Source organism: Labrys sp. HAY1-8F (assembly GCF_056754975.1).
The window spans coordinates 5,094,297-5,116,557 of record NZ_JBPGWZ010000002.1; the positions used below are offsets into that span (position 1 = coordinate 5,094,297).

17 protein-coding genes are annotated in these 22,261 nt (G+C 63.8%); 12 read left to right on the forward strand and 5 right to left on the reverse strand.

Annotation, left to right across the window (positions count from 1 at the left end; translation table 11 throughout):
- Positions 1–5 precede the first annotated feature (5 nt).
- The 10 genes from ftsZ to ACR9ZN_RS32705 all read left to right on the forward strand — a co-directional run bounded on the left by ftsZ (position 6) and on the right by ACR9ZN_RS32705 (position 11,327).
- Positions 6–1,670 (forward strand): cell division protein FtsZ, encoded by a 1,665-nt coding sequence (gene ftsZ, locus ACR9ZN_RS32660; RefSeq protein WP_481274181.1) that lies wholly within the window; start codon positions 6–8, stop codon positions 1,668–1,670.
- A gap of 326 nt (positions 1,671–1,996) precedes the next feature.
- Entirely contained in the window at positions 1,997–2,956 is a 960-nt protein-coding gene (gene lpxC / locus ACR9ZN_RS32665) for a UDP-3-O-acyl-N-acetylglucosamine deacetylase (protein ID WP_434955753.1), read from the forward strand.
- 263 nt (positions 2,957–3,219) lie between these two features.
- Complete coding sequence (locus ACR9ZN_RS32670) at positions 3,220–4,086, forward strand: outer membrane protein assembly factor BamD (protein WP_454813396.1); 867 nt, start codon at positions 3,220–3,222, stop codon at positions 4,084–4,086.
- A gap of 117 nt (positions 4,087–4,203) precedes the next feature.
- Complete coding sequence (gene recN, locus ACR9ZN_RS32675) at positions 4,204–5,898, forward strand: DNA repair protein RecN (protein ID WP_454813397.1); 1,695 nt, start codon at positions 4,204–4,206, stop codon at positions 5,896–5,898.
- Positions 5,899–5,968: 70 nt separating this feature from the next.
- The gene (locus ACR9ZN_RS32680) at positions 5,969–6,532 is read left to right on the forward strand and encodes an REP-associated tyrosine transposase (protein ID WP_481274182.1); all 564 of its coding nucleotides are present in this window, start codon (positions 5,969–5,971) and stop codon (positions 6,530–6,532) included.
- 106 nt (positions 6,533–6,638) lie between these two features.
- Complete coding sequence (ligA, locus tag ACR9ZN_RS32685; RefSeq protein WP_454813399.1) at positions 6,639–8,777, forward strand: NAD-dependent DNA ligase LigA; 2,139 nt, start codon at positions 6,639–6,641, stop codon at positions 8,775–8,777.
- Complete coding sequence (locus ACR9ZN_RS32690) at positions 8,770–9,249, forward strand: DUF3828 domain-containing protein (RefSeq protein WP_454813400.1); 480 nt, start codon at positions 8,770–8,772, stop codon at positions 9,247–9,249. The genes ligA and ACR9ZN_RS32690 overlap by 8 nt, the downstream gene beginning before the upstream one ends.
- Before the next feature lie 68 nt (positions 9,250–9,317).
- On the forward strand, positions 9,318–10,175 hold the full coding sequence (locus ACR9ZN_RS32695) for a helix-turn-helix transcriptional regulator (RefSeq protein ID WP_434955759.1): 858 nt from the start codon (positions 9,318–9,320) through the stop codon (positions 10,173–10,175).
- A 119-nt stretch (positions 10,176–10,294) separates the two neighbouring features.
- Positions 10,295–11,035 carry an AzlC family ABC transporter permease gene (locus ACR9ZN_RS32700; RefSeq protein WP_434955760.1) on the forward strand — a complete coding sequence of 247 codons (741 nt, stop codon included), beginning with the start codon at positions 10,295–10,297 and terminating at the stop codon, positions 11,033–11,035.
- Positions 11,025–11,327, forward strand: a complete 303-nt coding sequence (locus ACR9ZN_RS32705; protein WP_481274183.1) for an AzlD family protein — start codon at positions 11,025–11,027, stop codon at positions 11,325–11,327. Before ACR9ZN_RS32700 ends, ACR9ZN_RS32705 begins: the two co-directional genes overlap by 11 nt.
- Positions 11,328–11,399: 72 nt before the next feature.
- Here ACR9ZN_RS32705 and ACR9ZN_RS32710 read toward each other — a convergent pair whose 3' ends face one another.
- The 3 genes from ACR9ZN_RS32710 to ACR9ZN_RS32720 form a co-directional block, all read right to left on the reverse strand.
- Positions 11,400–13,211, reverse strand: a complete 1,812-nt coding sequence (locus ACR9ZN_RS32710) for an aminopeptidase P family protein (protein ID WP_481274184.1) — start codon at positions 13,209–13,211, stop codon at positions 11,400–11,402.
- A 141-nt stretch (positions 13,212–13,352) separates the two neighbouring features.
- Positions 13,353–14,276, reverse strand: a complete 924-nt coding sequence (locus ACR9ZN_RS32715) for a 50S ribosomal protein L11 methyltransferase (protein ID WP_434955763.1) — start codon at positions 14,274–14,276, stop codon at positions 13,353–13,355.
- A gap of 82 nt (positions 14,277–14,358) precedes the next feature.
- A complete protein-coding gene (locus tag ACR9ZN_RS32720; protein WP_441773985.1) occupies positions 14,359–15,528 on the reverse strand; it encodes an aminotransferase in 1,170 nt (389 codons plus the stop codon).
- Positions 15,529–15,623: 95 nt separating this feature from the next.
- Between ACR9ZN_RS32720 and ACR9ZN_RS32725 the strand changes: the two genes are divergently transcribed.
- A complete protein-coding gene (locus ACR9ZN_RS32725) occupies positions 15,624–16,859 on the forward strand; it encodes a cytochrome P450 (RefSeq protein WP_481274185.1) in 1,236 nt (411 codons plus the stop codon).
- A 367-nt stretch (positions 16,860–17,226) separates the two neighbouring features.
- Positions 17,227–18,588, forward strand: a complete 1,362-nt coding sequence (locus ACR9ZN_RS32730; RefSeq protein ID WP_454813404.1) for a dicarboxylate/amino acid:cation symporter — start codon at positions 17,227–17,229, stop codon at positions 18,586–18,588.
- A 204-nt stretch (positions 18,589–18,792) separates the two neighbouring features.
- On the opposite strand, the gene ACR9ZN_RS32735 is transcribed toward ACR9ZN_RS32730, so the two are convergent.
- Complete coding sequence (locus ACR9ZN_RS32735) at positions 18,793–21,153, reverse strand: ATP-dependent helicase (RefSeq protein ID WP_441773983.1); 2,361 nt, start codon at positions 21,151–21,153, stop codon at positions 18,793–18,795.
- A 140-nt stretch (positions 21,154–21,293) separates the two neighbouring features.
- Positions 21,294–22,211, reverse strand: coding sequence for a DMT family transporter (locus ACR9ZN_RS32740; RefSeq protein ID WP_454813405.1), 918 nt, complete (start codon positions 22,209–22,211; stop codon positions 21,294–21,296).
- Positions 22,212–22,261 lie beyond the last annotated feature (50 nt).

Here is a 22,261-nt window from a genome sequence, read left to right on the forward strand (position 1 = left end):
GAACCATGACGATCAACCTCAAAATGCCGGATATCCGGGAGTTGAAGCCGCGTATCACCGTGTTCGGCGTTGGTGGGGCTGGCGGCAACGCCGTCAACAACATGATCGAGGCCGGATTGGAAGGCGTCGACTTCGTCGTCGCCAATACGGATGCGCAGGCGCTGACCCTTTCGAAGGCCGATCGCATCGTGCAGATGGGTATTCAGGTCACCGAGGGCCTCGGCGCAGGTTCTCAGCCTGAGGTTGGTCGAGCCGCTGCCGAGGAGGTGATCGACGAGATCCGCGATCATCTCAATGGCGTCCACATGGTTTTCGTCACCGCCGGCATGGGCGGTGGTACGGGTACGGGCGCCGCTCCGGTGATCGCCCGCGTGGCCCGCGAGGTCGGCATCCTGACCGTCGGCGTCGTCACCAAGCCCTTCCATTTCGAGGGCCTGCGCCGCATGCGCCTGGCCGAGTCCGGCATCGCCGAGCTCCAGAAGAGCGTCGATACGCTCATCGTCATCCCGAACCAGAATCTGTTCCGCGTCGCCAACGACAAGACCACCTTCGCCGACGCCTTCGCCATGGCCGACCAGGTGCTCTATTCGGGTGTTGCCTCCATCACCGATCTCATGGTCAAGCCCGGCTTGATCAATCTCGACTTTGCCGACGTGCGCGCCGTGATGCGCGAGATGGGCAAGGCGATGATGGGCACCGGCGAAGCCTCCGGCGAGCGCCGTGCCATCCTGGCCGCCGAGGCCGCGATCGCCAATCCGCTGCTCGACGACGTCTCGATGAAGGGTGCTCGCGGCCTGCTGATCTCGATCACCGGCGGCCCCGACATGATGCTCTACGAGCTCGACGAGGCCGCGACCCGCATTCGCGAAGAGGTCGATCCGGAAGCCAACATCATTCTGGGCGCCACCCAGGATCCGTCGCTGGAAGGCACGATGCGTGTCTCGGTGGTCGCCACCGGTATCGACTCGGCCATCCTGCCTCAGGCTTCCCCCTCCAAAGACGACATTCGCCTGGCGGAAATGACCCAGCGCGTGCGTGAGCAGGCTGCCGCCCAGGCCGTGCAGGCTGCCCGCGTTGCCGCTCCGCGCAATACCGCGTCGGCGGCTCCGGCACCGATGGCCGCTGAAACAGCCCCGATCCAGCAGGAGATCGCCCAGCCTGCGCCGGCCGCCCCGGTCGAGCCGGTGGCTGCCGCCAATGACGTGACTCTGCGCCCGCTGGCGCCCAAGCCGACCCTGTTCCGTGAGCCGGTGGTCGAGGAAGCGCCGCGTGCTCCCGAGCACCATCCCGAGCCGGAGCATTTCGTGCCGCCGGCACCGGAGCGGGCTGTCGTCCGCCCGCCGCGCATGCCGCGCATCGAGGACCTGCCGATGCCGGCGCAGGCCCAGATTGCCGCGCAGCGTGGTCCCGAGGCTCCCCAGGGCGGTGACAAGAAGCGTATGACGCTGCTCCAGCGCTTGGCCGCCGTCGGCCTCGGCCGTCCCGAGGCGGATGAGGTCGAACACGAGCCGGCGCCTGTCGCCCGCCAGGTCGAGCCGCGCCCTGCGCCGCCACGTCCGCCCGAGGCCCAGCGCCGTCCCCCGGCGCCGCGTCCGGCGCCCCAGCAGTCCCGTTCGATCGAGGACGACCAGCTCGAGATTCCAGCCTTCCTGCGCCGCCATTCGAATTGAGGCCGGTTTTGTCTTCGTGACGGAATCGTAACCATAGCACGGATCAATCACGGCCCGGGTGCATCACCCGGGCCGTAATTTTTTGAAATGATTAAGGATTTTAAAACTAGGCTCTCCAGCCGGAACTTGGCGAGCTTGTGTTACAGACCGTAAGAAAGCGTGATTTGGCTAAACCTTTGGTTTTTGCTTTACGTATTTTCGAAGAAAGGTCCGAGTCCCTGTCCTCGTGGCAGGGAATGATAGGATCAAAAGGTCAAACAGAAAGCAGGCCGGTCTAGTTTCGGTTGGGTACCGCCACCCTGGCGGACGGCTTGTGGAATAAGCTCATGAAATCTGGTTTCCAGACGACTTTGAATGACCGGGTATCCCTCGAAGGGATCGGTGTCCATTCTGGCAAGCCCGTCTCCCTCACCTTGCATCCGAGCGAGGCCGACAGCGGCATCATCTTCCTGCGCACCCATCTGGATAATGGGCGCGAACGGGAGATCCTTGCTCATTACGGCAATGTCATCGATACGCGCCTGTGCACCGTCATCGGCGACACCACGCGGGCGTCGGTGGCGACCATCGAGCATCTGATGGCTGCCCTGCGTGGGCTCGGCATCGACAACGTCACCGTGGAAGTCGACGGCGCTGAAGTACCAGTGATGGACGGCTCGTCCGCTCCCTTCATCGCGGCGATCGACCAGGTCGGCATTGCCACGCTGCGTTCGCGCCGCCGCCAGATCAAGGTTCTCAAGCCTGTGCGCGTCGAGATGGGACGCGCCTGGGCCGAGCTGACGCCGTCGGACAAGTCCGGCAATGCGGGCTTCCGCATGGATGTCGAGATCGATTTCGAGACGCCCCTGATCGGCCGCCAGCGCCGTGTGCTCGACCTGACGCCCGACAATTTCCGTCGTGAATTGTCGCGGGCCCGTACCTTCGGCTTCGTCAAGGATGTCGAGCAACTGTGGGAGCGGGGACTGGCGCTCGGCTCGTCCCTGGAGAACTCGGTTGCCCTGAGCGAGGATCGCATCCTCAATCCGGAAGGCCTTCGCTATGCCGATGAGTTCGTGCGTCACAAAATGCTCGATGCTGTGGGCGATCTGGCACTCGCCGGCGCTCCGCTGATCGGTCAGTTCCGTTCCTATTGCGGTGGGCATCGCGTGAACTACATGATGCTTCAGGCCCTGTTCGCCGATGACAGCGCCTGGACCATGGTTGATGCACCGGTACGCCGCGAGAGCGGCCATGCCGAGCTCTCCAGCGGCCTGGCCGCTGCGGCCTTCGCGCCTGATACCAATTGAGCGCGAAGGCTTTTGCCTCGCTTGACAGCGTCACCGCAAAGCATTGTACAATTTTGCGGAGGCGGTGGCGCTTGGCCGGACAATCGGCTACAAGGACCCCGGAATTGCTGCCGGCATAGCGGCCTATCCATAAGGACGGGCCGGTGGTGGTGGTGATTTGTCGAACCACGAAGTCTTAACGTTGTGGTGCGAAACTGATGGATGGTTTCATCTGCCGGAAGCGCGCGACAATGCCAGTACTAGTCGAAGTAGAGGTCTGAGTGATGCCGCTGCGTTCCCTCTCGTCTTCCCGCACTGTCGCGACGCGGCTCGCGGTTCGCGCCGTCGCCATTGCGCTGATGGCGTCGCCGCTGGCCGCCTGCGGTTTCTGGGATGACGATCCGGGTTACAAGACCCAGGCGACCGATCCGCCGGATCTTCTCTACAATCAGGGTCTGGTCGCCATGAAGGCGGGCGACTATTCGAAAGCCTCGAAGCGTTTCGAGTCGCTCGACAAGCAATATCCGCAGACCGAATGGCAGAAGAAGGCCATTCTGATGATGGCTTATTCGAATTATACGTCGGGCAATTACGACGATGCCATCACCTCGTCGCGCCGCTACGTGACCTTGTGGCCGACCGACAAGGATGCGGCCTATATGACCTATATCTGGGCCAACTCCCAGTATAAGCAGATCCCTGACATCACACGCGACCAGGATCGGGCCAGTCAGGCGCTAGCCGGCTTCCAGAAGGTCGTCACCGACTATCCCAAGTCGGAATATGTCGCCGACTCCAAGTTCAAGATCCAGGTCGTACGCGACCAGCTCGCTGGCAAGGAAATGGAGATCGGTCGTTTCTACCAGAAGCAGCAGAACTATACCGCTGCGGTCAACCGCTACAAGGCTGTGGTCAAGGACTATGCTCAGACCCGCCAGATCGAGGAAGCGCTGAGCCGTCTGACGGAATGCTATATGGCCTTGGGCCTTTCCAGCGAGGCGCAGACCGCCGCCGCCATCCTCGGCCACAACTATCCCAACAGCCAGTGGTACAAGGATGCCTATACGCTGGTGAAGTCACATGGCCTGGAACCGCGCGAAGACACCGATTCCTGGCTGAGCCGGACGTTCCGCAGCGCGATCACGCTCTAAGGCGCTGGCAACGACTGTCGAATTCGTAAAGGGCCGGTCGCAAGATCGGCCCTTTGCTTGTGAGCAGCCTCATGTTTTGTCATGCGGCGCAGGCGCAAGCCCGGTATAGAGGCTGTCATGCTCGTTCAACTGGCCATTCGCGATATCGTCCTGATCGACCGGCTCGACCTCGAATTCATCTCGGGCCTGTCCGTGCTCACCGGCGAGACTGGGGCCGGCAAATCGATCCTGCTCGATGCCTTTGCCTTGGCACTCGGTGGCCGGGGAGATGGCTCTCTGGTTCGGCACGGCACCGGCCAGGGCCAGGTCAGCGCGGTTTTCGATGTTTCGGTCGATCATGCCGCCCGCGCTGTGCTGAAGGCGAACGATATCCCGGATGACGGCGATCTGATCCTGCGCCGCGTGCAGATGGCTGATGGCCGTACCCGCGCTTTCATCAACGACCAACCGGTGAGCGTGCAGGTGCTGCGTGCCACGGGAGCCGCCCTGGTTGAGATCCACGGCCAGCATGATGACCGGGCTCTGACTGATCCGGCTTCCCACCGAGCCCTGCTCGATGCCTTCGGAGGGTTGGAGGATCTGGCGGCCAATGTGGCTGGTAAGCATGCGGCCTGGCGCAAGGCGACGCAGTCGCTGGCACAGCACAGGGCCCGGCTGGAAAAGGCACGGGCGGAGGGCGACTGGCTGCGCCATTCGGTCGACGAACTCGGCAAGCTCGACGTCCAGCCTGGCGAGGAAGAGGCCTTGGCCGAGCGCCGCACCCATATGATGCAGGCCGAGAAGATCGCCGTCGACCTCAAGGAGGCCTATGACGGGGTTGGGGGCAATGGCTCTCCCACGCCGTCGCTGGCGGCCATCATCCGGCGTCTCGAGCGACGCGGGACCCAGGCGCCACGCCTGGTCGAGCCGGCCATCGCCTCGCTGGACCAGGCGCTCAACGCCTTGGAAGAGGCCCGCATCGCGCTGCAGACGGCATTGGACGAAGCCGATTTCGATCCGGCCGAGCTGGAGCGGCTGGAAGAACGCCTGTTCGCTCTGCGCGCCGCCAGCCGCAAATACGACGTCTCCGTCGAGGATCTGCCGGCGTTGGCCGAGCGTTATACGGCCGATCTCGCTGCCCTGGACGAGGGGGAGGGGCAGCTCCAGACCCTGGAGCAGGCCGATCGTGCCGCCCGTCTCGCCTATGAGGCTGAGGCCGCGGTGCTTTCGGACAAGCGCCGAGCTACCGCAGGCCAGCTCGACGCCGCTGTCAACGGTGAATTATCACCTCTGAAGCTCGATAGGGCGAAGTTCACCACCTCGGTCGAGAGCGACAAGACCCTGGCCTCTCCCGATGGTTTCGACAGGGTCGAATTCTGGGTGCAGACCAACCCGGGCACCCGCCCGGGTCCGATGATGAAGGTGGCGTCGGGGGGCGAGCTCTCGCGCTTCATGCTGGCCCTGAAGGTGGCGCTGGCCGATCGCGGTTCGGCGCCGACCTTGGTGTTCGACGAGATCGATTCCGGTGTGGGCGGGGCCGTCGCCGATGCCATCGGCCAGCGTCTGGCGCGGCTGGCGGGCAAAGTGCAGGTCATCAACGTCACCCATGCCCCTCAGGTGGCGGCGCGCGCCTCCACCCATTTCCTGATCGCCAAGGAGGCCGAAGGCAAGGACAGGGTCGCCACCCGCGTCTCTCCCCTGGACACCGACAAGCGGCGCGAGGAGATCGCCCGCATGCTCGCTGGCGCTCATGTGACGGATGAAGCACGGGCTGCGGCGGATCGGCTGTTGGCGAGTGGAGGCGGCGCCGTCCGGTCGATACAGCCGCGATAGTCTTCAAGGCCGTCAGTCGCATTTCGGTGTGCCGATCTCCAGATCGGCACGGGTTAGGCTCGGAATTTGCTTGGTCGAGACGAAGCCACATCTAGGTTGGTATCGGCCCCATTCCTTGCCTCATTTCGATTCACCAGAGGCAACGCAGTTCGTTACATTTCGATTGGTGGACAGCCTTCCCACGAATTTCGCCAATCCGATCGATCGAATGGAGCTCAATCGGCGACAGATCGAACGGGAACTAGATAGGGGTCTTGGTGCATGTTGGTTAGGGATGTCCCAGATTGCGTACCTCGTGCAACAGGCCTTGTTTGCCTTCGATCAGGAGCGCTATCGTTTGTGGGCATGGTGTATCATGCCCAATCATGTGCATTGCCTATTCGAGACTATTGAGGGACATCGGCTCGGCGATATCATCCGATCCTGGAAGAAATACACAGCCCTAAGAGCGAACCGCGTACTTCAGAGAGATGGAGCCTTTTGGCAGCGCGACTATTTCGACCGCTTCATGCGAAACGAGGAGCAATTCGGGCGAACTATCGACTATATCGAGCGCAATCCCGTGAAAGCGGGACTTTGCCGTCATCCGATCGACTGGAAATGGTCAAGTGCGCGTTTTCGGTCGGGCGAATAGGCCGATCTGGAGATCGGCCCACCGACGCGCAACCCGCTCCGTCCCTCTGCCCCGATTGGAATGGTTGTGTTAAGCCACAGCAAAGCAATGCATCGGTTGGCCTGCCATGAACACTTCCAAATCCGTCTCCGACCTCTCGCTCGCCGAGGCCCGCACTGATTATGAGGCGCTCGCGGCGCGGTTGATCGAGGCCGACAAGGCCTATTTCCAGAACGATGCGCCGATTCTCAGCGATGCCGATTACGACGCCCTGCGTCGGCGCTACACGGCGATCGAGGAGCTTTTCCCCGAGCTCAAATCGGCCGAGAGCCTGTCCGACAGAGTCGGCGCAGCGCCGTCGGAGAAATTCGCCAAGGTAAGGCACCGCGTGCCGATGCTCTCTTTATCCAACAGCTTCTCCGATGAGGATGTCGAGGAGTTCGTGGCTCGCATCCGCCGCTTCCTGGGCCTTGGCGAGAGCGATGATGTGGTTGTAACCGCTGAACCCAAGATCGATGGGCTGTCCTGCTCGCTGCGCTATGAGAAGGGCAGGCTGGTGGTGGCCGCCACGCGGGGCGATGGTGCCGAAGGCGAGGACGTCACTGCCAATGTCCGCACCATCGGCGACATTCCCAACGTGCTCAAGGGCAATGTCCCCGAGACTTTCGAGGTGCGCGGCGAAGTCTATATGAGTCACGCAGATTTCAATGCCATGAATGAGAGGCAGGCGGCTCTCGGAAAGCCCCTGTTCGCCAATCCGCGTAACGCGGCGGCCGGCTCGCTGCGCCAGCTCGACGCCGCCATCACCGCCAGCCGCCCCCTGCGCTTCTTCGCCTATGCCTGGGGCGAGGTGAGCGCCCTTCCGGCCACCACGCAATTCGAAGTGGTGAGGGCTTTCGCCGACTGGGGCTTTGCCGTGAACCCGTTGATGGTACGCTGCCATGGTGCGGCTGACCTGCTTGTCCACTACCGGATGATCGAGGCCCAGCGTGCCACCCTGGGCTATGACATCGATGGCGTGGTCTACAAGGTCGATCGGCTCGATCTGCAGCAGCGGCTCGGCTTCGTCTCGCGCTCGCCGCGCTGGGCGACGGCGCATAAGTTCCCGGCCGAGAAGGCAACCACGCTACTGCAGGGCATCGAGATCCAGGTGGGACGCACCGGAGCTTTGACGCCGGTGGCGAAGCTCCAGCCGGTTACCGTCGGTGGCGTGGTCGTCTCCAATGCCACTCTGCACAATGAGGACGAGATCGCCCGCAAGGATGTGCGTATCGGCGATACCGTGATCGTGCAGCGGGCCGGCGACGTCATCCCGCAGATCCTGGGGGCCGTGATCGAGAAGCGCCCGGCGGACGCCGTTCCCTATGTCTTCCCTGAAACCTGCCCTTGTTCGCTGAAGACCCCCGTCGTGCGCGAGGAAACGGTGACGGGCGGGGAGGGGGCCGTGCGGCGCTGCTCAGGCGAATTCGCCTGTCCTTTCCAGAAGATCGAGCATCTTAGGCACTTCGTGTCCCGCCGCGCCTTTGACATCGAGGGGCTGGGCGAAAAGCAGATCGCCTTCTTCTTCGAGAATGACGATTTGCCTATCCGCGAGCCCGGCGACATCTTCACTTTGGCAGTCCGTGACGGCCAGAATCTGAAGAAGCTGAAGGATCGTGAGGGTTTTGGCGCGACCTCCACCAAGAACCTGTTCGCGGCCATCGATGCCCGCCGCGAGATCGCGCTGGAGCGTTTCCTCTATGCGCTCGGCATCCGCCATGTCGGTGAGACCACGGCCCGCCAGCTCGCCCGCGCCTATGGTTCCTGGCAGGCCTTCGAGCAGGCGGCGCTGCGCATCGCCGCCAAGGACGAGGAGGCCGGTGCCGAGATGGATGCAATCGACCAGATCGGCGAAACCGTGGTGGAGGCCATCGGCGCCTATTTCGCCGAGAGCCACAACCTTGCCATCCTCGGACGGCTGACGGCGGAGATCCGCATCCTCGATGCTGAAAAGCCCCGCTCCGAGAGCCCTGTCGCCGGCAAGACGGTGGTGTTCACCGGGGCGCTGGAGCGCATGAGCCGCGACGAGGCCAAGGCCATGGCCGACCGGCTGGGAGCGAAGGTCTCGGGCTCCGTCTCCAAGAAGACCGATCTCGTGGTAGCCGGCCCCGGTGCCGGTTCGAAACTGGCGGATGCGCAAAAGCACGGCGTCAAGGTCATCAATGAGGATGAATGGTTCGAGCTTGTGAATGGAGCGGGAAACACGACGAATGACCAGGATGCGTAGACTTTGCCTCGGCCTTCTACTGGCATCGGGGCTGGCGGTGCCAGTCCTGGCGGCCGAAACCTCGCCCGAGGCTATAGTGAAGCAGATCTATTCGGGAAAGACGCCCGAGACGAAGGGCGTCGACATCATCGGCGATGCCAAGCTGCGTGCCAAATATCTCAGCAAGGACCTGGCCGCCGCAGTGAAGAAGGATATCGACGAATCCACCAAGTCGGGCGAGGTGGGAGCGCTCGATTTCGATCCGGTGAGCGATTCACAGGATCCGATGATCAAGGATTTGAAGATCGAGCCTGCTTCGCTGCAGGGTGACCGGGCGCAGGTGGGCGTGAGTTTCAATCGCGGTGATCCCAAACGCGACGAACTCGTCTACGAATTGGTGAAGGAAAACGAGCAGTGGCGTGTTTTCAACATCTCGAAGAAGGGCAGTACTGAGGAGGCTTGGTCCCTTCGTCAGATGCTGTCCTTGAAATAAAGGCGGCCGCTACGGCGGACGCAACTTTCATCCAAGCAATTTGCCGACAAAGTCATTATCTTGTGGCGATGCCGTCGGAATCCACTGCCTTCACCACACTTGGGGATGCCGCCGAACGGGGCGATGCCGTTCGGTTCTGGCGCGAGCAGCGCTATGATGGATTGGAATGCCTGAGCGCGATCTTCCGCCGGCACCGCTATGTGCCCCATACCCATGAGACCTATGCCATCGCCGCCGTGCTCGACGGTTGCGAGGCATTCTCGCATCGCGGTGTCAGGCATTATGCCTCACCGGGAAGTTTCGCGATGGTCTGCCCCGATGAATTGCATGACGGCGAGCCGGCGGGCGAGGGCTTCGTCTACCGCGTACTCTACCCCACCGTCGATCTGATGCGCTCTATTGCCGAGGACACTTTCGGCCGTTCGACCGCCGGCACACCTTGGTTCGATCGCTCGGTGATCGAGGATCCTGCTCTGGCGGCTGACCTGGTGGAGCTGCAGATTGCACTCAGCGATCCCGCCGTAACCCTACTCGAACGGGATGCCAGGCTCGGCCGCTTCTTTTCGGCCTTGCTCGGGCGTTGGGGCGGACATGGCGAGCCGATCAAACTCGGTGACGAGAGCGGGCCGCTTGCCAAGGCGCGCGCCTATCTGGACCAGCATTTCGAGCGCGATGTCGGCCTCGACGAGCTTGCCGCTGTGGCCGGCCTCAATCGCAGCCATCTGGTGCGCTCCTTCCGCAAGGCGATGGGGACCACGCCGCATGCCTATCTCACCGACCGGCGCTACCGAGCGGCCCGCCGCCTGCTGGCGGCAGGCGAAGGACCGGCCGAAGTGGCTGCTGCCTGCGGCTTCTACGATCAGAGCCATCTCAACCGAGTGTTCAAGGCGCGCATGGGTGTGACGCCGGGGGCTTTTCGCGGGTGATGGAGCGTCAGCCTCCGGCCGACAAACGTTGGCCAGAGGCTGACACTCCCGATGCAACTTTTGTCCAAGACTGGCGATTGCGTTGTGCTTAATCAGGGCGCTCCATCAGGAGTTGTCCCTTGTCCGCCCGTTCCGAAATCCGTTCCGCGCTGATCGATATCGCTCCGCCCGCCCTGGCGGCGATTCCGATCGGCTTCTTGTTCGGCGCCATCGCTGTCTCCAAGGGCCTGTCGCCGGCCGAGATCGCGCTGATGTCGACAACCGTCTTTGCCGGCAGTGCGCAATTCGCTGCCCTCGAACAATGGGTGCAGCCGGTTTCCATCCTGACCTTGGCCTTCGGCACCCTGCTGATCAATTGCCGCCATATCCTGATGGGGGCCTCGCTGACACCCAAGACGGCGCTGTTCTCGCCCGCCCAGCGTTTTCTCGGCTTCTTCATGATGGCCGACGAGAACTGGGCGATGTCGGAGCGCCGGGCCGCTAGGGCCGAGCTGACGCCGACCTATTATTTCGCCATGTCGGTGTTCTTCTATCTCAATTGGGCGCTGTGGAGCTCGGCGGGCGGGCTCGTCGGCCAGCTTCTGGGCGATCCTGCCCGCTACGGCGCCGATTTCGCCTTTACGGCCCTGTTCATCGGGCTGATCGCAGGCTTTTGGGAAGGGCGCAGCTCGGCGGCGACCATCCTCACCAGCGCCGTGGTGGCGGCGCTGGTCTATTTGAAGATCGGGGCACCCTGGCATGTGCCCGCGGGCGCCCTGGCGGGCATTCTGGCTGCCTTCCTGACGGGCCATCCCGGCTTCCTGGCCGGGCCTCCCGGCCATAGCAAGCTCGACACCAAGGAGGCCATCGATGTCGTTTGATCCCCATACGGTCGCGGCCATCCTCACCATGGCCTTGGTGACCTACGCCACCCGCATCGCCGGCATCTTCCTGGGCGGCCGCCTCGCTCTGGCGGGCCGCACCAAGGCCGCCTTCGACGCCATCCCGGCAGCCGTGCTGGTTTCCGTGATCGCCCCGGTCGCCCTGGCGACCGGGGCGGCCGAAACCATCGCCGCCGGCATCACCGCTGTCTCCGCCACCCGAATGCCCCTGCTCGTCACCATCGCGGTCGGCGTGGTCAGCGTGGTGCTGTTGAGGATGGCCATGGGGTGAGGAGGGTCTTCAGACCCGCCTCTTCGTTAACGCTTGAGCGTCGCAAGGCTGACCCGAAGGCTAGCGCCCCGATTAACCGATCGCCTGCGTAACCTGCTCCAGCCACTGGCGCTCCGGCTCGTCGAGCAGAGGGGCGAGCGTCTCGCGCACCTGGACATGGTAGGCGTTGAGCCAGTCGATCTCTCTTTGGGTGAGCAGGGACGATTCGATCGGCCTGGTGTCGATGGGCGCGAGGGTGAGCGTCTCGAAGCCGTACATGGTGCGCTCGGCGCCTTTGATCTCGATCTCTTCGACCAGGACGAGGTTCTCGATGCGCACACCGAAGGCGCCGACCCGGTAATAGCCCGGCTCGTTGGACAGGATCATGCCGGGTTCCAGCGGCGTGGTGCCGAGCTTGGAGATGCGCTGCGGCCCTTCATGCACGGAGAGATAGGAGCCGACGCCATGGCCGGCGCCATGGTCGAAATCGGTACCGATCTCCCAGAGCGCGGCCCGGGCGAAGCTGTCGAGCTGGGCGCCCGAGGCGCCCTTGGGGAAGCGCGCCAGGGAGATGGCGATGTGGCCCTTGAGCACGCGGGTATAGCGGTCCTTCATCTCGGGCGAGACCTCGCCTACCGCGATGGTGCGAGTGATGTCGGTGGTGCCGTCGACATATTGCGCGCCTGAGTCGATCAGGAAGAAGCCAGGCGTCACCGGGCGGTTGCTGGCGTGGCTGACGCGATAATGCGGCAAAGCGGCGTTCGGCCCGGCCGAGGAGATTGAGGGGAAGGAGAGGTCCTTCAAGACGCCGGTGCCTTCTCGGAAGCGCTCCAGGGCCTCGGCCACCGAGATCTCGGTTTCCTTGCCGGCAGGCACGGCCTGCTCGAACCAGGCGAGGAAGTTCACGAAGGCGACGCCGTCGCGAATATGGGCGGCCCTGGCGCCGGCCCGCTCGGCCTCATTCTTGACGGCACGCAGGAGGGCCACGGGATCGCCGCCCTTCTGCACCTTGCCGCCGGCCTGCTCGACCAAGGTGGCGAAATGCTCGACCACCATGCCGGGATCGAGCCGCACCGTCTTGCCCTTCACGCTTCCAGCGAGCACGGCCTCTATCTGGCGCGGCTCGGCGATCGCCATATGCTGGGCGAGATCGTCCCGCACCGCGTTGGAAAATTTGCGGCCATCGGCGAACAAGGTCGGCTGTCCCTCCGCGGGCACCAACGCGTAGGAGAGGGGCAGGGGCGTGTGGGAGACGTCGCCGCCGCGGATGTTGAAGAGCCAAGCGGAGGCATGGGCATCGTTGGTGAAGACGGCGTCGATCTTCTGCTCGCGCAATTTGGCCTGCAGGCGTTCGACCTTGGAGGAAACGCTCTCGCCAGCCAGAGCGACGTCATGCAGGATGATCTGGGCGAGGGGCGGGGCAGGACGATCCGTCCAGATGGCGTCGACCGGGTTTTCCGTGACAGCAACGAGACTTGCGCCCGCCTTCTCGCAGGCGGTGCGAAGGCGTTCGACCTCGTTCATCGATTGAAGATGCGGATCATAGCCGAGTTTCATGCCAGGCTTGAGCACGGCGCCCAGCCATTTTTCCGGCGGCTCCTCGATGAGATGGCGCGGCGTGTATGTCGAAGTGTCCACCTGCTCGCGCACCTGTACGGTGTAACGCCCATCGACGAAAATCGAAGCCTGGTCCTTCAGGACGATGGCGATGCCGGCGGATCCCGCAAAGCCGGTGAGCCAGGCGAGGCGTTCTTCCGAGGGCGGGCAATATTCGTTCTGATGCTCGTCGGAGCGAGGAACCACGAAGCCGTCGAGGCCCGAGGCGGCGAGCTTGCCGCGTAACGCTGCCGCGCGGGATGGGCCGAGGCTGGGCTGGGAAATTTCGTCGAAGGACTGAAAAGCCATTTGATCACCCTTGAAAATATAATTGCCTTCTCCGGCAGGCGGATGAGGGAGAGACGCGCCCTTGCAGACTTGGCGCCAACACCTCTCATCCGGCGGCTGCCACCTTCTCCCGCAAGGGAAGAAGGGAATGGTTTTGCTTGCTCACAGCTTCTTTGGCTTGCCACCGCCATACGACAGCACCAGCGTTGTCCATTCGTCGATCTTGATCTGGCGGATGAGATGCAGCCCTTGGGCGCGATATGCCGCCAGTGCGGCATTGGCATGGGAGTGGAGCAAACCCGAGAGGATCACTGTGGCGCCGGGCGCCAGGAGGCGGCTCATCGGTGCCGCCAAGCGGACCAGCGGGCCCATGAGGATGTTGGCGAAGACCAGATCGAATGGCTTGTTGGTCTGCATGGCGCGTGCGGTGGTGCCGCGCGCCACGAAACTCTCCACATAGGCTCCGGCCTTGTTGAAGCGGATATTGTTGCGCGCGGTGGCGATGGCAACCGGATCGATGTCAGAAGCCAGGACGCGCAGGCGCAGGGCGCGCGCAGCCGCGATGGCGAGCACGCCGGTGCCGGTGCCGATATCGAGCGGCCGGCTCGGGCGCTTGCGCTTGAGGAGATCGTCCAAAGCGAGGAGACAGCCCCGCGTGGTGCCGTGATGACCGGTGCCGAAGGCCAGGGCCGCTTCGATCTCGATGCCGATGGTGTTTCCAGGCACGTGCTGCCGATCGTGGCTGCCATGGACGGTGAAGCGGCCTGCACTGACTGGCGCGAGGCCCTCGAGGGAGGCGGCGACCCAGTCCTTGTCGCCGAACGCGTCGAAGATCACCTCCATGTCAGGGCCGGCCGCCAGCGCGATCAGGTCCCTTACGGAAGCTTCGTCCGGCTCGGTGCGGAAATAGACCTCGACCAGCCAGGGGGGCTTGGCCGTGCCGTCTTCCCTCTCGAAGGCGGCAATCGCCGTTTCCGTGGGATCGAAGGCCTCGCCGAGCAGGTCGGCGATGCGACGGGCGCGCATCTCGTCGGTGACGATACGCGCGACATGGGTGGGATTGTTGGGATGAAGACCTTCGAGCATGTCGCTTGGCTATCGCGCCGATCGCCGAAGGGCAACGGAAATCGCGATTAACGCGATGTTGTTTCCTGCAGCCCCAAGCTCCCTAGCCGCCGAAACGCTGGAAGCGTTCGCGCAGGGCCCGCAACTGTTCCACGCCGGCATTGGCGAAGGCGACCCGCATATGTCCTTCGAGGCCTGGGCCGAAATAGGGACCCGGCAGGCAGAGCACGCCGGCCTTCTCCACCAACTCCTTGACCACGCTCGCGGCGGTATGGCCATGGAAGGGATGGTGCAGGAAGGCGAAATAGGCGCCCATCGCATCGATCCGCCAGCCGTTGATGCCCTCGAAGGCCGCGCGGAAGCTGGCTGCCCGCCTGTCGATTTCCAGACGATTGGCTTCACGCCATTCCGTCAGGCCGTCGATGGCCCAGGCGACGGGGGCTTGGGCGGCGCGTGGTGCACAAATCTGCAACGTGTCGAGAACCTTGCCGACTTCAGCCGCTACGGCGGGGGCGGCGACGAGCGCGCCCAGTCGATGGCCGGGAATGCAGTAGCTCTTCGAAAAGGAGTAGAGATAAATCAGCGTGTTATCGAAATCACCGGAAGCGATGAGTCCGTGCGGCCTACCGGCGACGAAGTCCCGATAGGTCTCGTCCAGGATGAGGAAGAGGCCACGTTCCCGGCACAGGCGCGCAAAGGCTTCGATGGTTTCAGGCGGGTAGACGGCGCCAGTCGGGTTGTTGGGCGTGACCAGCAGGATCGCCCGCGTGGTGGGATCGATCAGTTCGGCGGCGCTCTCGACATCCGGCACGAAGCCGTTTTCAGGCGGGCAGGACAATGCCCGAGCCTCGATGCCGAGCATGTCGAGCGTCATCTTGTGATTGAAGTACCAGGGGCTCGGCAGCAGGATTGAGTCACCCGCCTTGGCCACTGCCAGGGCGGCGACGAAGAACGCCTGGTTGCAGCCGGTGGTGATCGAGACGGTCTGCCAGTCGACCTTGCCGCCATAGAGGCTGGAGAGGTGCGCGGCATAGGCCTGGCGCAGAACCGTATCGCCCTCGATCGGGCCATAGCTCGCGCTCGATGCCGCGCTGGCATTGCGGCCGAGCCGTTCCAGCAATTCGGCATGCGGCGGATAGCCCGGAACCGCCTGCGAGAGGTCGATCAGCGGGCCCGCCGCGCCGTCATAGTCGCGCGCCCAGGCCTGCGCTTCCGGGATCGGCGGAGTGGCGGTGTCGAGGAGATTGGGATTGATGGCGGGCAGCGTGCTCATGGGCCCTTAAATGCCTGCGGCGCATTGACCTGACAAGTGGATTCCAGATGGCCGCGGCGATGACATTGTCGCAGGAATCTCCTACGGCTTCTCCCATGTCTTTGCCACCCAGCCTCAGGATCGATGCCGCCCGCGCGGCCGTGTCGCTCAGCCCCACCGATGCTGCCTTCGTGCAGCATCCCTATCCCACCTACCGGACCATCCGCGAAGCATGCCCCTTGTTCTTCTGGGAGGAATATGGCTGCTGGTGCGCGGCCTCGCACCAGACGGTGTTCGACCTCTTTCGCGATAAGCGCTTTGGGCGCGAGGTGCTCCACGTGGCCACCCGCGCCGAACTCGGCTGGCCGGAGCCGCAGCCTCATCTGGCGCCCTTCGATGCCGTCGATGCCCATTCCATGCTGGAGCGTGAGCCGCCTGTTCACACGAGACTGCGCACTTTGGTCAATCGGGCCTTCGTCACCCGGCAGGTCGAGCGCCTCAGGCCGCGGATCGCGGCCCTTGCCAACCAATTGATCGACGGTTTCGAGGGGCGAGGGAGCGTCGATCTGATCGGGGCCTTCGCCACGCCGATCCCGGTGATCCTGATTGCCGAACTCCTGGGCGTGCCGGTCGAGATGGCGCCGCAGCTGCTCGATTGGTCGCACCATATGGTGGCGATGTATCAGTTCAGCCGCAGCCGTAGCATCGAGGATCAAGCCGTTGCGGCAGCTGAAGATTTCTCCTCCTTCCTGCGCGGCTATGTCGAGCGGCGGCGGGCCGAGCCGCGCGACGATCTCATCAGCCACCTCATCGCCGTCGAAGCCGAGGGTGACCGGCTCAGCGAGGAGGAACTGATCTCCACCTGCATCCTCCTGCTCAATGCCGGCCATGAGGCGACAGTGCATGCCATCGGCAATGGCGTGAAATCCATCCTGCAGGCTGGTCTCGGCAGTGAGGCGGTGCTGGCGGGCGGCGAGGGGCTGGTGGAGGAAATACTGCGCTTCGATCCACCACTCCACATGTTCAAGCGCTATGCGCTGGAGGACGTGACGCTCGGGCCAGCCACCTTCCGCAAGGGCGATGAGATCGGCCTGCTGCTCGGTGCCGCCAACCATGATCCTGATCGCTTCCAGGAGCCCGAGCGTTTCCTGATGACGCGGCAGCGTCCGCCTCATGTCAGCTTCGGCGGCGGCATCCATTTCTGCGTGGGAGCGCCCTTGGCGCGGCTGGAACTGGAGGTCGCGGTACCGATCCTGTTCGAACGGCTGCCCGGCCTGCGGCTGGAGGGAACGCCTGTCTATGCCGATACCTATCATTTCCACGGGCTGAAGGCGCTGGATTTGAGCTGGTAACCCTGGGATCGCAGGCGTCCTCGCCCATGGGCGCTAACTTTGCGGCCAGAGGCGCAGGTAGCGGGAGGGTCGATCTCCACAGCTCCATCAATTGATGGAGTGAGATCGACCACCTTTGTCCTCTATCTGGCTCGACATTTCCAAGATGGTCGATCTGGAGATCGACCCTCCAATCTGGTGCCACCACCCAAAGTTAGCGCCTATGGGCGAAAACGCCTGCGATCCCAGGAGCAAGCCCTGCACGAGGGGCGTGTCAGCTTTGTCTTGGCTGTCGTTTTCTTTCAAATCCGCTCATGTTATGGATATTGCAAATATATAACATACACTTTGTGTTATATTGTCATCGACACATTGCAAGGGACTGATCATGGCAACCCCCTCCGGCCCGCAAGCGGCGGCAGCCAAGCCCTTCTATGCCTCCTTCGGTTTCCAGGTGCTCGCCGCCATGGTGGTGGGACTGGCGCTCGGCCTTTACGCCCGCTCTCTTGGGCCAGACGTAACAGGCAACCCGAACTGGCTGGTGCAGACGCTGACGACGATCGCCTCGATCTTCGTCCAGCTGCTCTATGCCCTGGTGCCCCCCCTGGTCTTCACCGCAATCGTCGCTTCGATCGGCAATCTGCGCAAATTGTCGAATGCCGCGGCGCTGGTCTGGCAGACGCTGTTGTGGTTCGCCATCACCGCATTGATTGCCGTGCTGATCGGCATCGCCCTCGGCCTGATCATACAACCGGGCCTGCATTCGAGCGTGCTGGCGGAGACCGCCAAGGCGCCCGCCACCACCGGCTCCTGGCTCGACTTCCTGAAGGGCCTGGTGCCGGCCAACATCTTTGGCATCCAGGCTTCGACCAAGCTCGTTGATGGTGCCGCCTCCACTTCGCTGCAGTTCAACGTGCTGCAGATCCTGGTCATCGCCATTGCGGTCGGCGTGGCAGCCCTGAGCGTCGGCGAACGGGCCAATCCCTTCCTCACCTTCAACGAGTCGCTGCTCGCCATCGTGCGCAAGATCCTGTGGTGGGTCATCCGCCTGACCCCGATCGGCACGATCGGCCTGCTCGGCAAGGCCGTGGCGCAATATGGTTGGCAGACGCTGGGACAGCTCTCCTGGTATGCCCTCGCCATCTATATCGGCCTCGCCATCGTCCTGCTCATCGTCTACCCGCTGCTCCTGGTCCTGCACGGGCTGAGCCCGGCCCGCTTCTTCGCGGGCGCCTGGCCGGCGATCCAGCTTGCCTTCGTCTCGCGCTCCTCGGTCGGCACCATGCCGGTCACCGAAGCGGTGACGGAGCGCAGCCTCGGCGTGCCCCGCGAATATGCCGCCTTTGCCGTACCGCTCGGCTCGACCACCAAGATGGATGGCTGCGCGGCAATCTACCCGGCCATTTCGGCGATCTTCGTCGCCCAGTTCTACCAGATCCCGCTCGGCATCGAGCATTACGCGCTGATCGTGTTCGTCTCGGTGATAGGCTCGGCCGCCACCGCGGGCCTCACCGGCGCCACCGTGATGCTGACCCTGACGCTGTCGACCCTGGGCTTGCCGCTCTCCGGTGTCGGCCTCCTCCTCGCCATCGATCCGATCCTCGACATGGGCCGCACGGCGGTCAACGTCGCCGGTCAGGCTTTGGTGCCGCTGCTGGTCTCCAAGCGCCAGGGCATCCTCGACGAGGCCCGCTTCAACCAGGCCGGCGGCATCGACAATCTCGACGCCGGCGTGCCGGCCAAGGGGTGAGGGGAGCTGCGACCAACCCTTCTCCCCTTGCGGGTGTCGTCAACTCTCTTGAGTTGACTAGAGGTGCCCCGAAGGGGCGGATGAGGGGGATATGGGACCGTGAAGGATGGGTGCTGGCACCCCTCATCCGGCCCGGCTTCGCCGGTCCACCTTCTCCCGCAAGGGGAGAAGGCTGGTCGCGCCTTAGTTGGCTCGAAAACCAGCTTATGCCGCCTCGACGAAGCTGTCGACCACACGCTTGCGGCCGGCCTTGTCGAAATCGACGGTGAGCTTGTTGCCGTCGACTTCGGCCACCTCGCCATAGCCGAACTTCAGGTGGAAGACGCGGGCGCCGACCTTGTAGGCCGAGGCCGTACCGGTGGAGCGGGCCACCAATTCGCCCTCGATGGTCAGAGGCTCGCGGCGAAGCGGCGCCTGGGTGGTACGGAATCCGGACGCCATGTTGTGCTGGGCCCGCTGCCAGCCCGGCGTCGAATAGTTCGAGCCGGAAAAAGGCTGGGCCTTGTCGAAACGGCTCATGCCGAGCGAGCCGCCGGAGCCGTAGGAATTGGAAGCTTCCATCACCTCGACATGGGCGGCAGGCAGTTCGTCGACGAAACGCGACGGCATGGTCGATTGCCACAGGCCATGAATGCGGCGGTTGGAGGCGAACCAGACCTTGGCACGGCGGCGGGCGCGGGTGAGGCCGACATAGGCGAGGCGCCGTTCCTCCTCCAGGCCGGCACGGCCATTCTCATCGAGCGAGCGCTGGTGCGGGAACAGGCCTTCCTCCCAGCCGGGCAGGAACACGGTCTCATATTCGAGGCCCTTGGCCCCATGCAGCGTCAGGATCGAGACCTTGTCCTCGCTGGCGCCTTCCTCGCTGGCATCCATCACCAACGAGATGTGCTCGAGGAAGCCAGCCATGTTCTCGAAGCCTTCCATCGATCGCACGAGTTCCTTGAGGTTTTCCAGCCGGCCCGCGGCCTCGGCCGTGCGGTCTTTCTGCCACATGTCGGTGTAGCCGGATTCCTCCAGGATCAGTTCCGCCAGTTCCTGGTGGCCGAGCACCTCGCTCTGGGCGGCCCAGCGCGAGAAGGAGGCCATCAGGGCGCCGAGCGTCTGGCGCGGCTTGGGCTTGAGTTCCTCGGTTTCCACCAGCACCCGCGTGGCCTGCATCATCGGCACGCCGTTATGGCGGGCATAGTCGTGCAGGATCTGCACTGTGGCGTCGCCGAGGCCGCGCTTGGGCACGTTGACGATGCGCTCGAAGGCAAGATCGTCTGCCGGCTGCATGGTGGCGCGGAAATAAGCGAGGGCGTCGCGGATTTCGGCGCGCTCATAGAAGCGGGGCCCGCCGATGACGCGATAGGGCAGGCCGAGCGTGACGAAGCGATCCTCGAATTCACGCATCTGGAAAGAGGCGCGCACCAGGATGGCGATGTCGTTGAGGGCGTGGCCCTTGTGCTGCAGCGCCTCGATCTCGTCGCCGATGGCGCGGGCTTCCTCCCCCGAATCCCAGGAGCCGGCTACGGTGACGCGCTCGCCCTCCTCGTCGTCGGTGAACAGGGTCTTGCCGAGGCGCCCCTCATTGTTGCTGATCAGGTGCCCCGCCGCGCCGAGAATATGGCCGGTCGAGCGGTAATTGCGCTCGAGCCGGATCACGGTCGCGCCCGGAAAATCCTTCTCGAAGCGTAGGATGTTGTCGACCTCCGCCCCGCGCCAGCCATAGATCGACTGGTCGTCGTCGCCGACGCAGCACAGATTCGGCTTTTCGCCCGCCGGCGTCTGGGCCAGCAGGCGCAGCCATAGATATTGGGCGACGTTGGTGTCCTGGTACTCGTCCACCAGCATGAAGCGGAAGCGGCGGTGATATTCGGCCAGAACGCCCGGGTTCTCGCGGAACAGGCGGATGGATTCCAGCAGTAGATCGCCGAAATCGGCCGCGTTCAGGGTCTTGAGCCGGGCCTGGTAGGCGGCATAGAGCTCGCCGCCCTTGCCATTGGCAAAGGACATGGCTTCGCCCGCAGGAACCTGCGCCGGCGTCAGGCCGCGATTCTTCCAGCCGTCGATGGCATGGGCAAGCTGGCGGGCAGGCCAGCGCTTTTCATCGATTCCCGCGGCTGAGATCACCTGCTTCATCAGGCGGACCTGATCATCGGTGTCAAGGATGGTGAAATTGGATTTCAGGTCGACCAACTCGGCATGGCGGCGCAGGATCTTCACGCCGATGGCATGGAAGGTGCCGAGCCAGGGCATGCCTTCCACGCTCTGGCCGATCAAAACGCCGATGCGCTCGCGCATTTCCCGCGCCGCCTTGTTGGTGAAGGTGACGGCGAGGATCTGGTGGGGGGCGGCACGGCCGGTGGCGAGGATATGGGCGATGCGGGTGGTCAGCACACGCGTCTTGCCGGTGCCGGCGCCCGCCAGCACGAGTACGGGGCCGTCCAGCGTTTCCACAGCCGCGCGCTGTTCAGGGTTCAAGCCCGTGAGATAGGCGGCAGGCCTTGCGGCGGCCATGGCGCGCGCAGCGATGCCGCCGGCGGCCGGCTGATGGGCAAGGGAAGGGGAACGGGGATCGGACAAATCGGATTTTCGCGTGATTCTGGATTGCCGGATAATGACTTAGATGGGGAGCCGCGTCGAGATTGCGAGCACTTCCCATCGGTATGCGTCAACAGTTGCGCCGCGTATCGGTTAAGAGGAGGCTGGGTGCGCCCTCGGCCTCAGCTTTTCCCAACCGAGCTTGGCGCTGTCGACGGCGCGCGCTGGGCAATGGTGGTGACGATGACGCCTACGGCAATCACCACGGCGCCGAGCCAGGTGAGCAAGTCATAGTGCTCGCCCAAAAAGAAGGTGCCGCTGCCCAGCCCGACCGCAGCGCCGACATAGCCGATCTGGGAAAGATAGACCGGCCCGCCCGCCATTTGCAGGCGGAAGAAGACGGCGAACATCGCAGCGCTCGCTGCGACCTGGATCACGCTGAGCAGCGGGGCTTCGGCGAGGGAAGTGAGGCCGAGTTCACCATTGGCAAGCAGCAAAGCGGCCGAAACCACCAGGGAGGAGGCGAGATTGGTGCCGACCGCCAGGGGCAGCGGGCGGGCGTTCGGCGGCCAGTCCAGGGTGCGGTAGACATTGCCGACGGCGAGCGAGAGGGGGATGAGGAAGCCGATGCCGATCCACAGCGAACTGGCATCGCCGACCCGCCCCTTGCCGAGCACGATCAGCATGGCGCCGACGAAACCGATCAGGATGCCGATGACGCCGAGCAAATTCGGGCGCCGCGCATTCAGGGCCGTCGCCAGGATCGTGGTGATGATCGGCGACAAGGTGAACATGATCGAGGCATAGCCCGAGCCCAGATGCGGAATGGTCAGATAGACCAGGAAATTCGGGATGGCATAGGAAATCGTGCCGCCAATGGCATAGAAGCGCAGATAAGGTGGTGTCAGCGGAAAGGCCTCGCGCTTGAGCGCCAGGACAGCGCCGATGACGAGGGCGCAGCCCGTCGAGATCAGCAGGGTCCACACCGCCGGCTGGATGCCGGCCGCGCCGGCCAGTTTGCCGAGCGGGAAGTTGAGCCCAAGAAAAGTGCCGGTCGCCAGCAGCAGGATGAGAGGTTCGGACGTCTTGGAGACAGGCATGAACAAGCTTGTACGGGCTGGGGAGGGAAGAACGCATGCCCGCTTGCGTC

Excerpts from the sequence above, each read along its gene's own strand:
- ftsZ (WP_481274181.1), top strand. The coding sequence starts at position 6 with ATGACGATCAACCTCAAAATGCCGGATATCCGGGAGTTGAAGCCGCGT.
- lpxC (WP_434955753.1), top strand. The coding sequence starts at position 1,997 with ATGAAATCTGGTTTCCAGACGACTTTGAATGACCGGGTATCCCTCGAA.
- ACR9ZN_RS32670 (WP_454813396.1), top strand. The coding sequence starts at position 3,220 with ATGCCGCTGCGTTCCCTCTCGTCTTCCCGCACTGTCGCGACGCGGCTC.
- recN (WP_454813397.1), top strand. The coding sequence starts at position 4,204 with ATGCTCGTTCAACTGGCCATTCGCGATATCGTCCTGATCGACCGGCTC.
- ligA (WP_454813399.1), top strand. The coding sequence starts at position 6,639 with ATGAACACTTCCAAATCCGTCTCCGACCTCTCGCTCGCCGAGGCCCGC.
- ACR9ZN_RS32690 (WP_454813400.1), top strand. The coding sequence starts at position 8,770 with ATGCGTAGACTTTGCCTCGGCCTTCTACTGGCATCGGGGCTGGCGGTG.
- ACR9ZN_RS32695 (WP_434955759.1), top strand. The coding sequence starts at position 9,318 with ATGCCGTCGGAATCCACTGCCTTCACCACACTTGGGGATGCCGCCGAA.
- ACR9ZN_RS32705 (WP_481274183.1), top strand. The coding sequence starts at position 11,025 with ATGTCGTTTGATCCCCATACGGTCGCGGCCATCCTCACCATGGCCTTG.
- ACR9ZN_RS32710 (WP_481274184.1), bottom strand. The coding sequence starts at position 13,211 with ATGGCTTTTCAGTCCTTCGACGAAATTTCCCAGCCCAGCCTCGGCCCA.
- ACR9ZN_RS32715 (WP_434955763.1), bottom strand. The coding sequence starts at position 14,276 with ATGCTCGAAGGTCTTCATCCCAACAATCCCACCCATGTCGCGCGTATC.
- ACR9ZN_RS32720 (WP_441773985.1), bottom strand. The coding sequence starts at position 15,528 with ATGAGCACGCTGCCCGCCATCAATCCCAATCTCCTCGACACCGCCACT.
- ACR9ZN_RS32725 (WP_481274185.1), top strand. The coding sequence starts at position 15,624 with ATGTCTTTGCCACCCAGCCTCAGGATCGATGCCGCCCGCGCGGCCGTG.
- ACR9ZN_RS32730 (WP_454813404.1), top strand. The coding sequence starts at position 17,227 with ATGGCAACCCCCTCCGGCCCGCAAGCGGCGGCAGCCAAGCCCTTCTAT.
- ACR9ZN_RS32740 (WP_454813405.1), bottom strand. The coding sequence starts at position 22,211 with ATGCCTGTCTCCAAGACGTCCGAACCTCTCATCCTGCTGCTGGCGACC.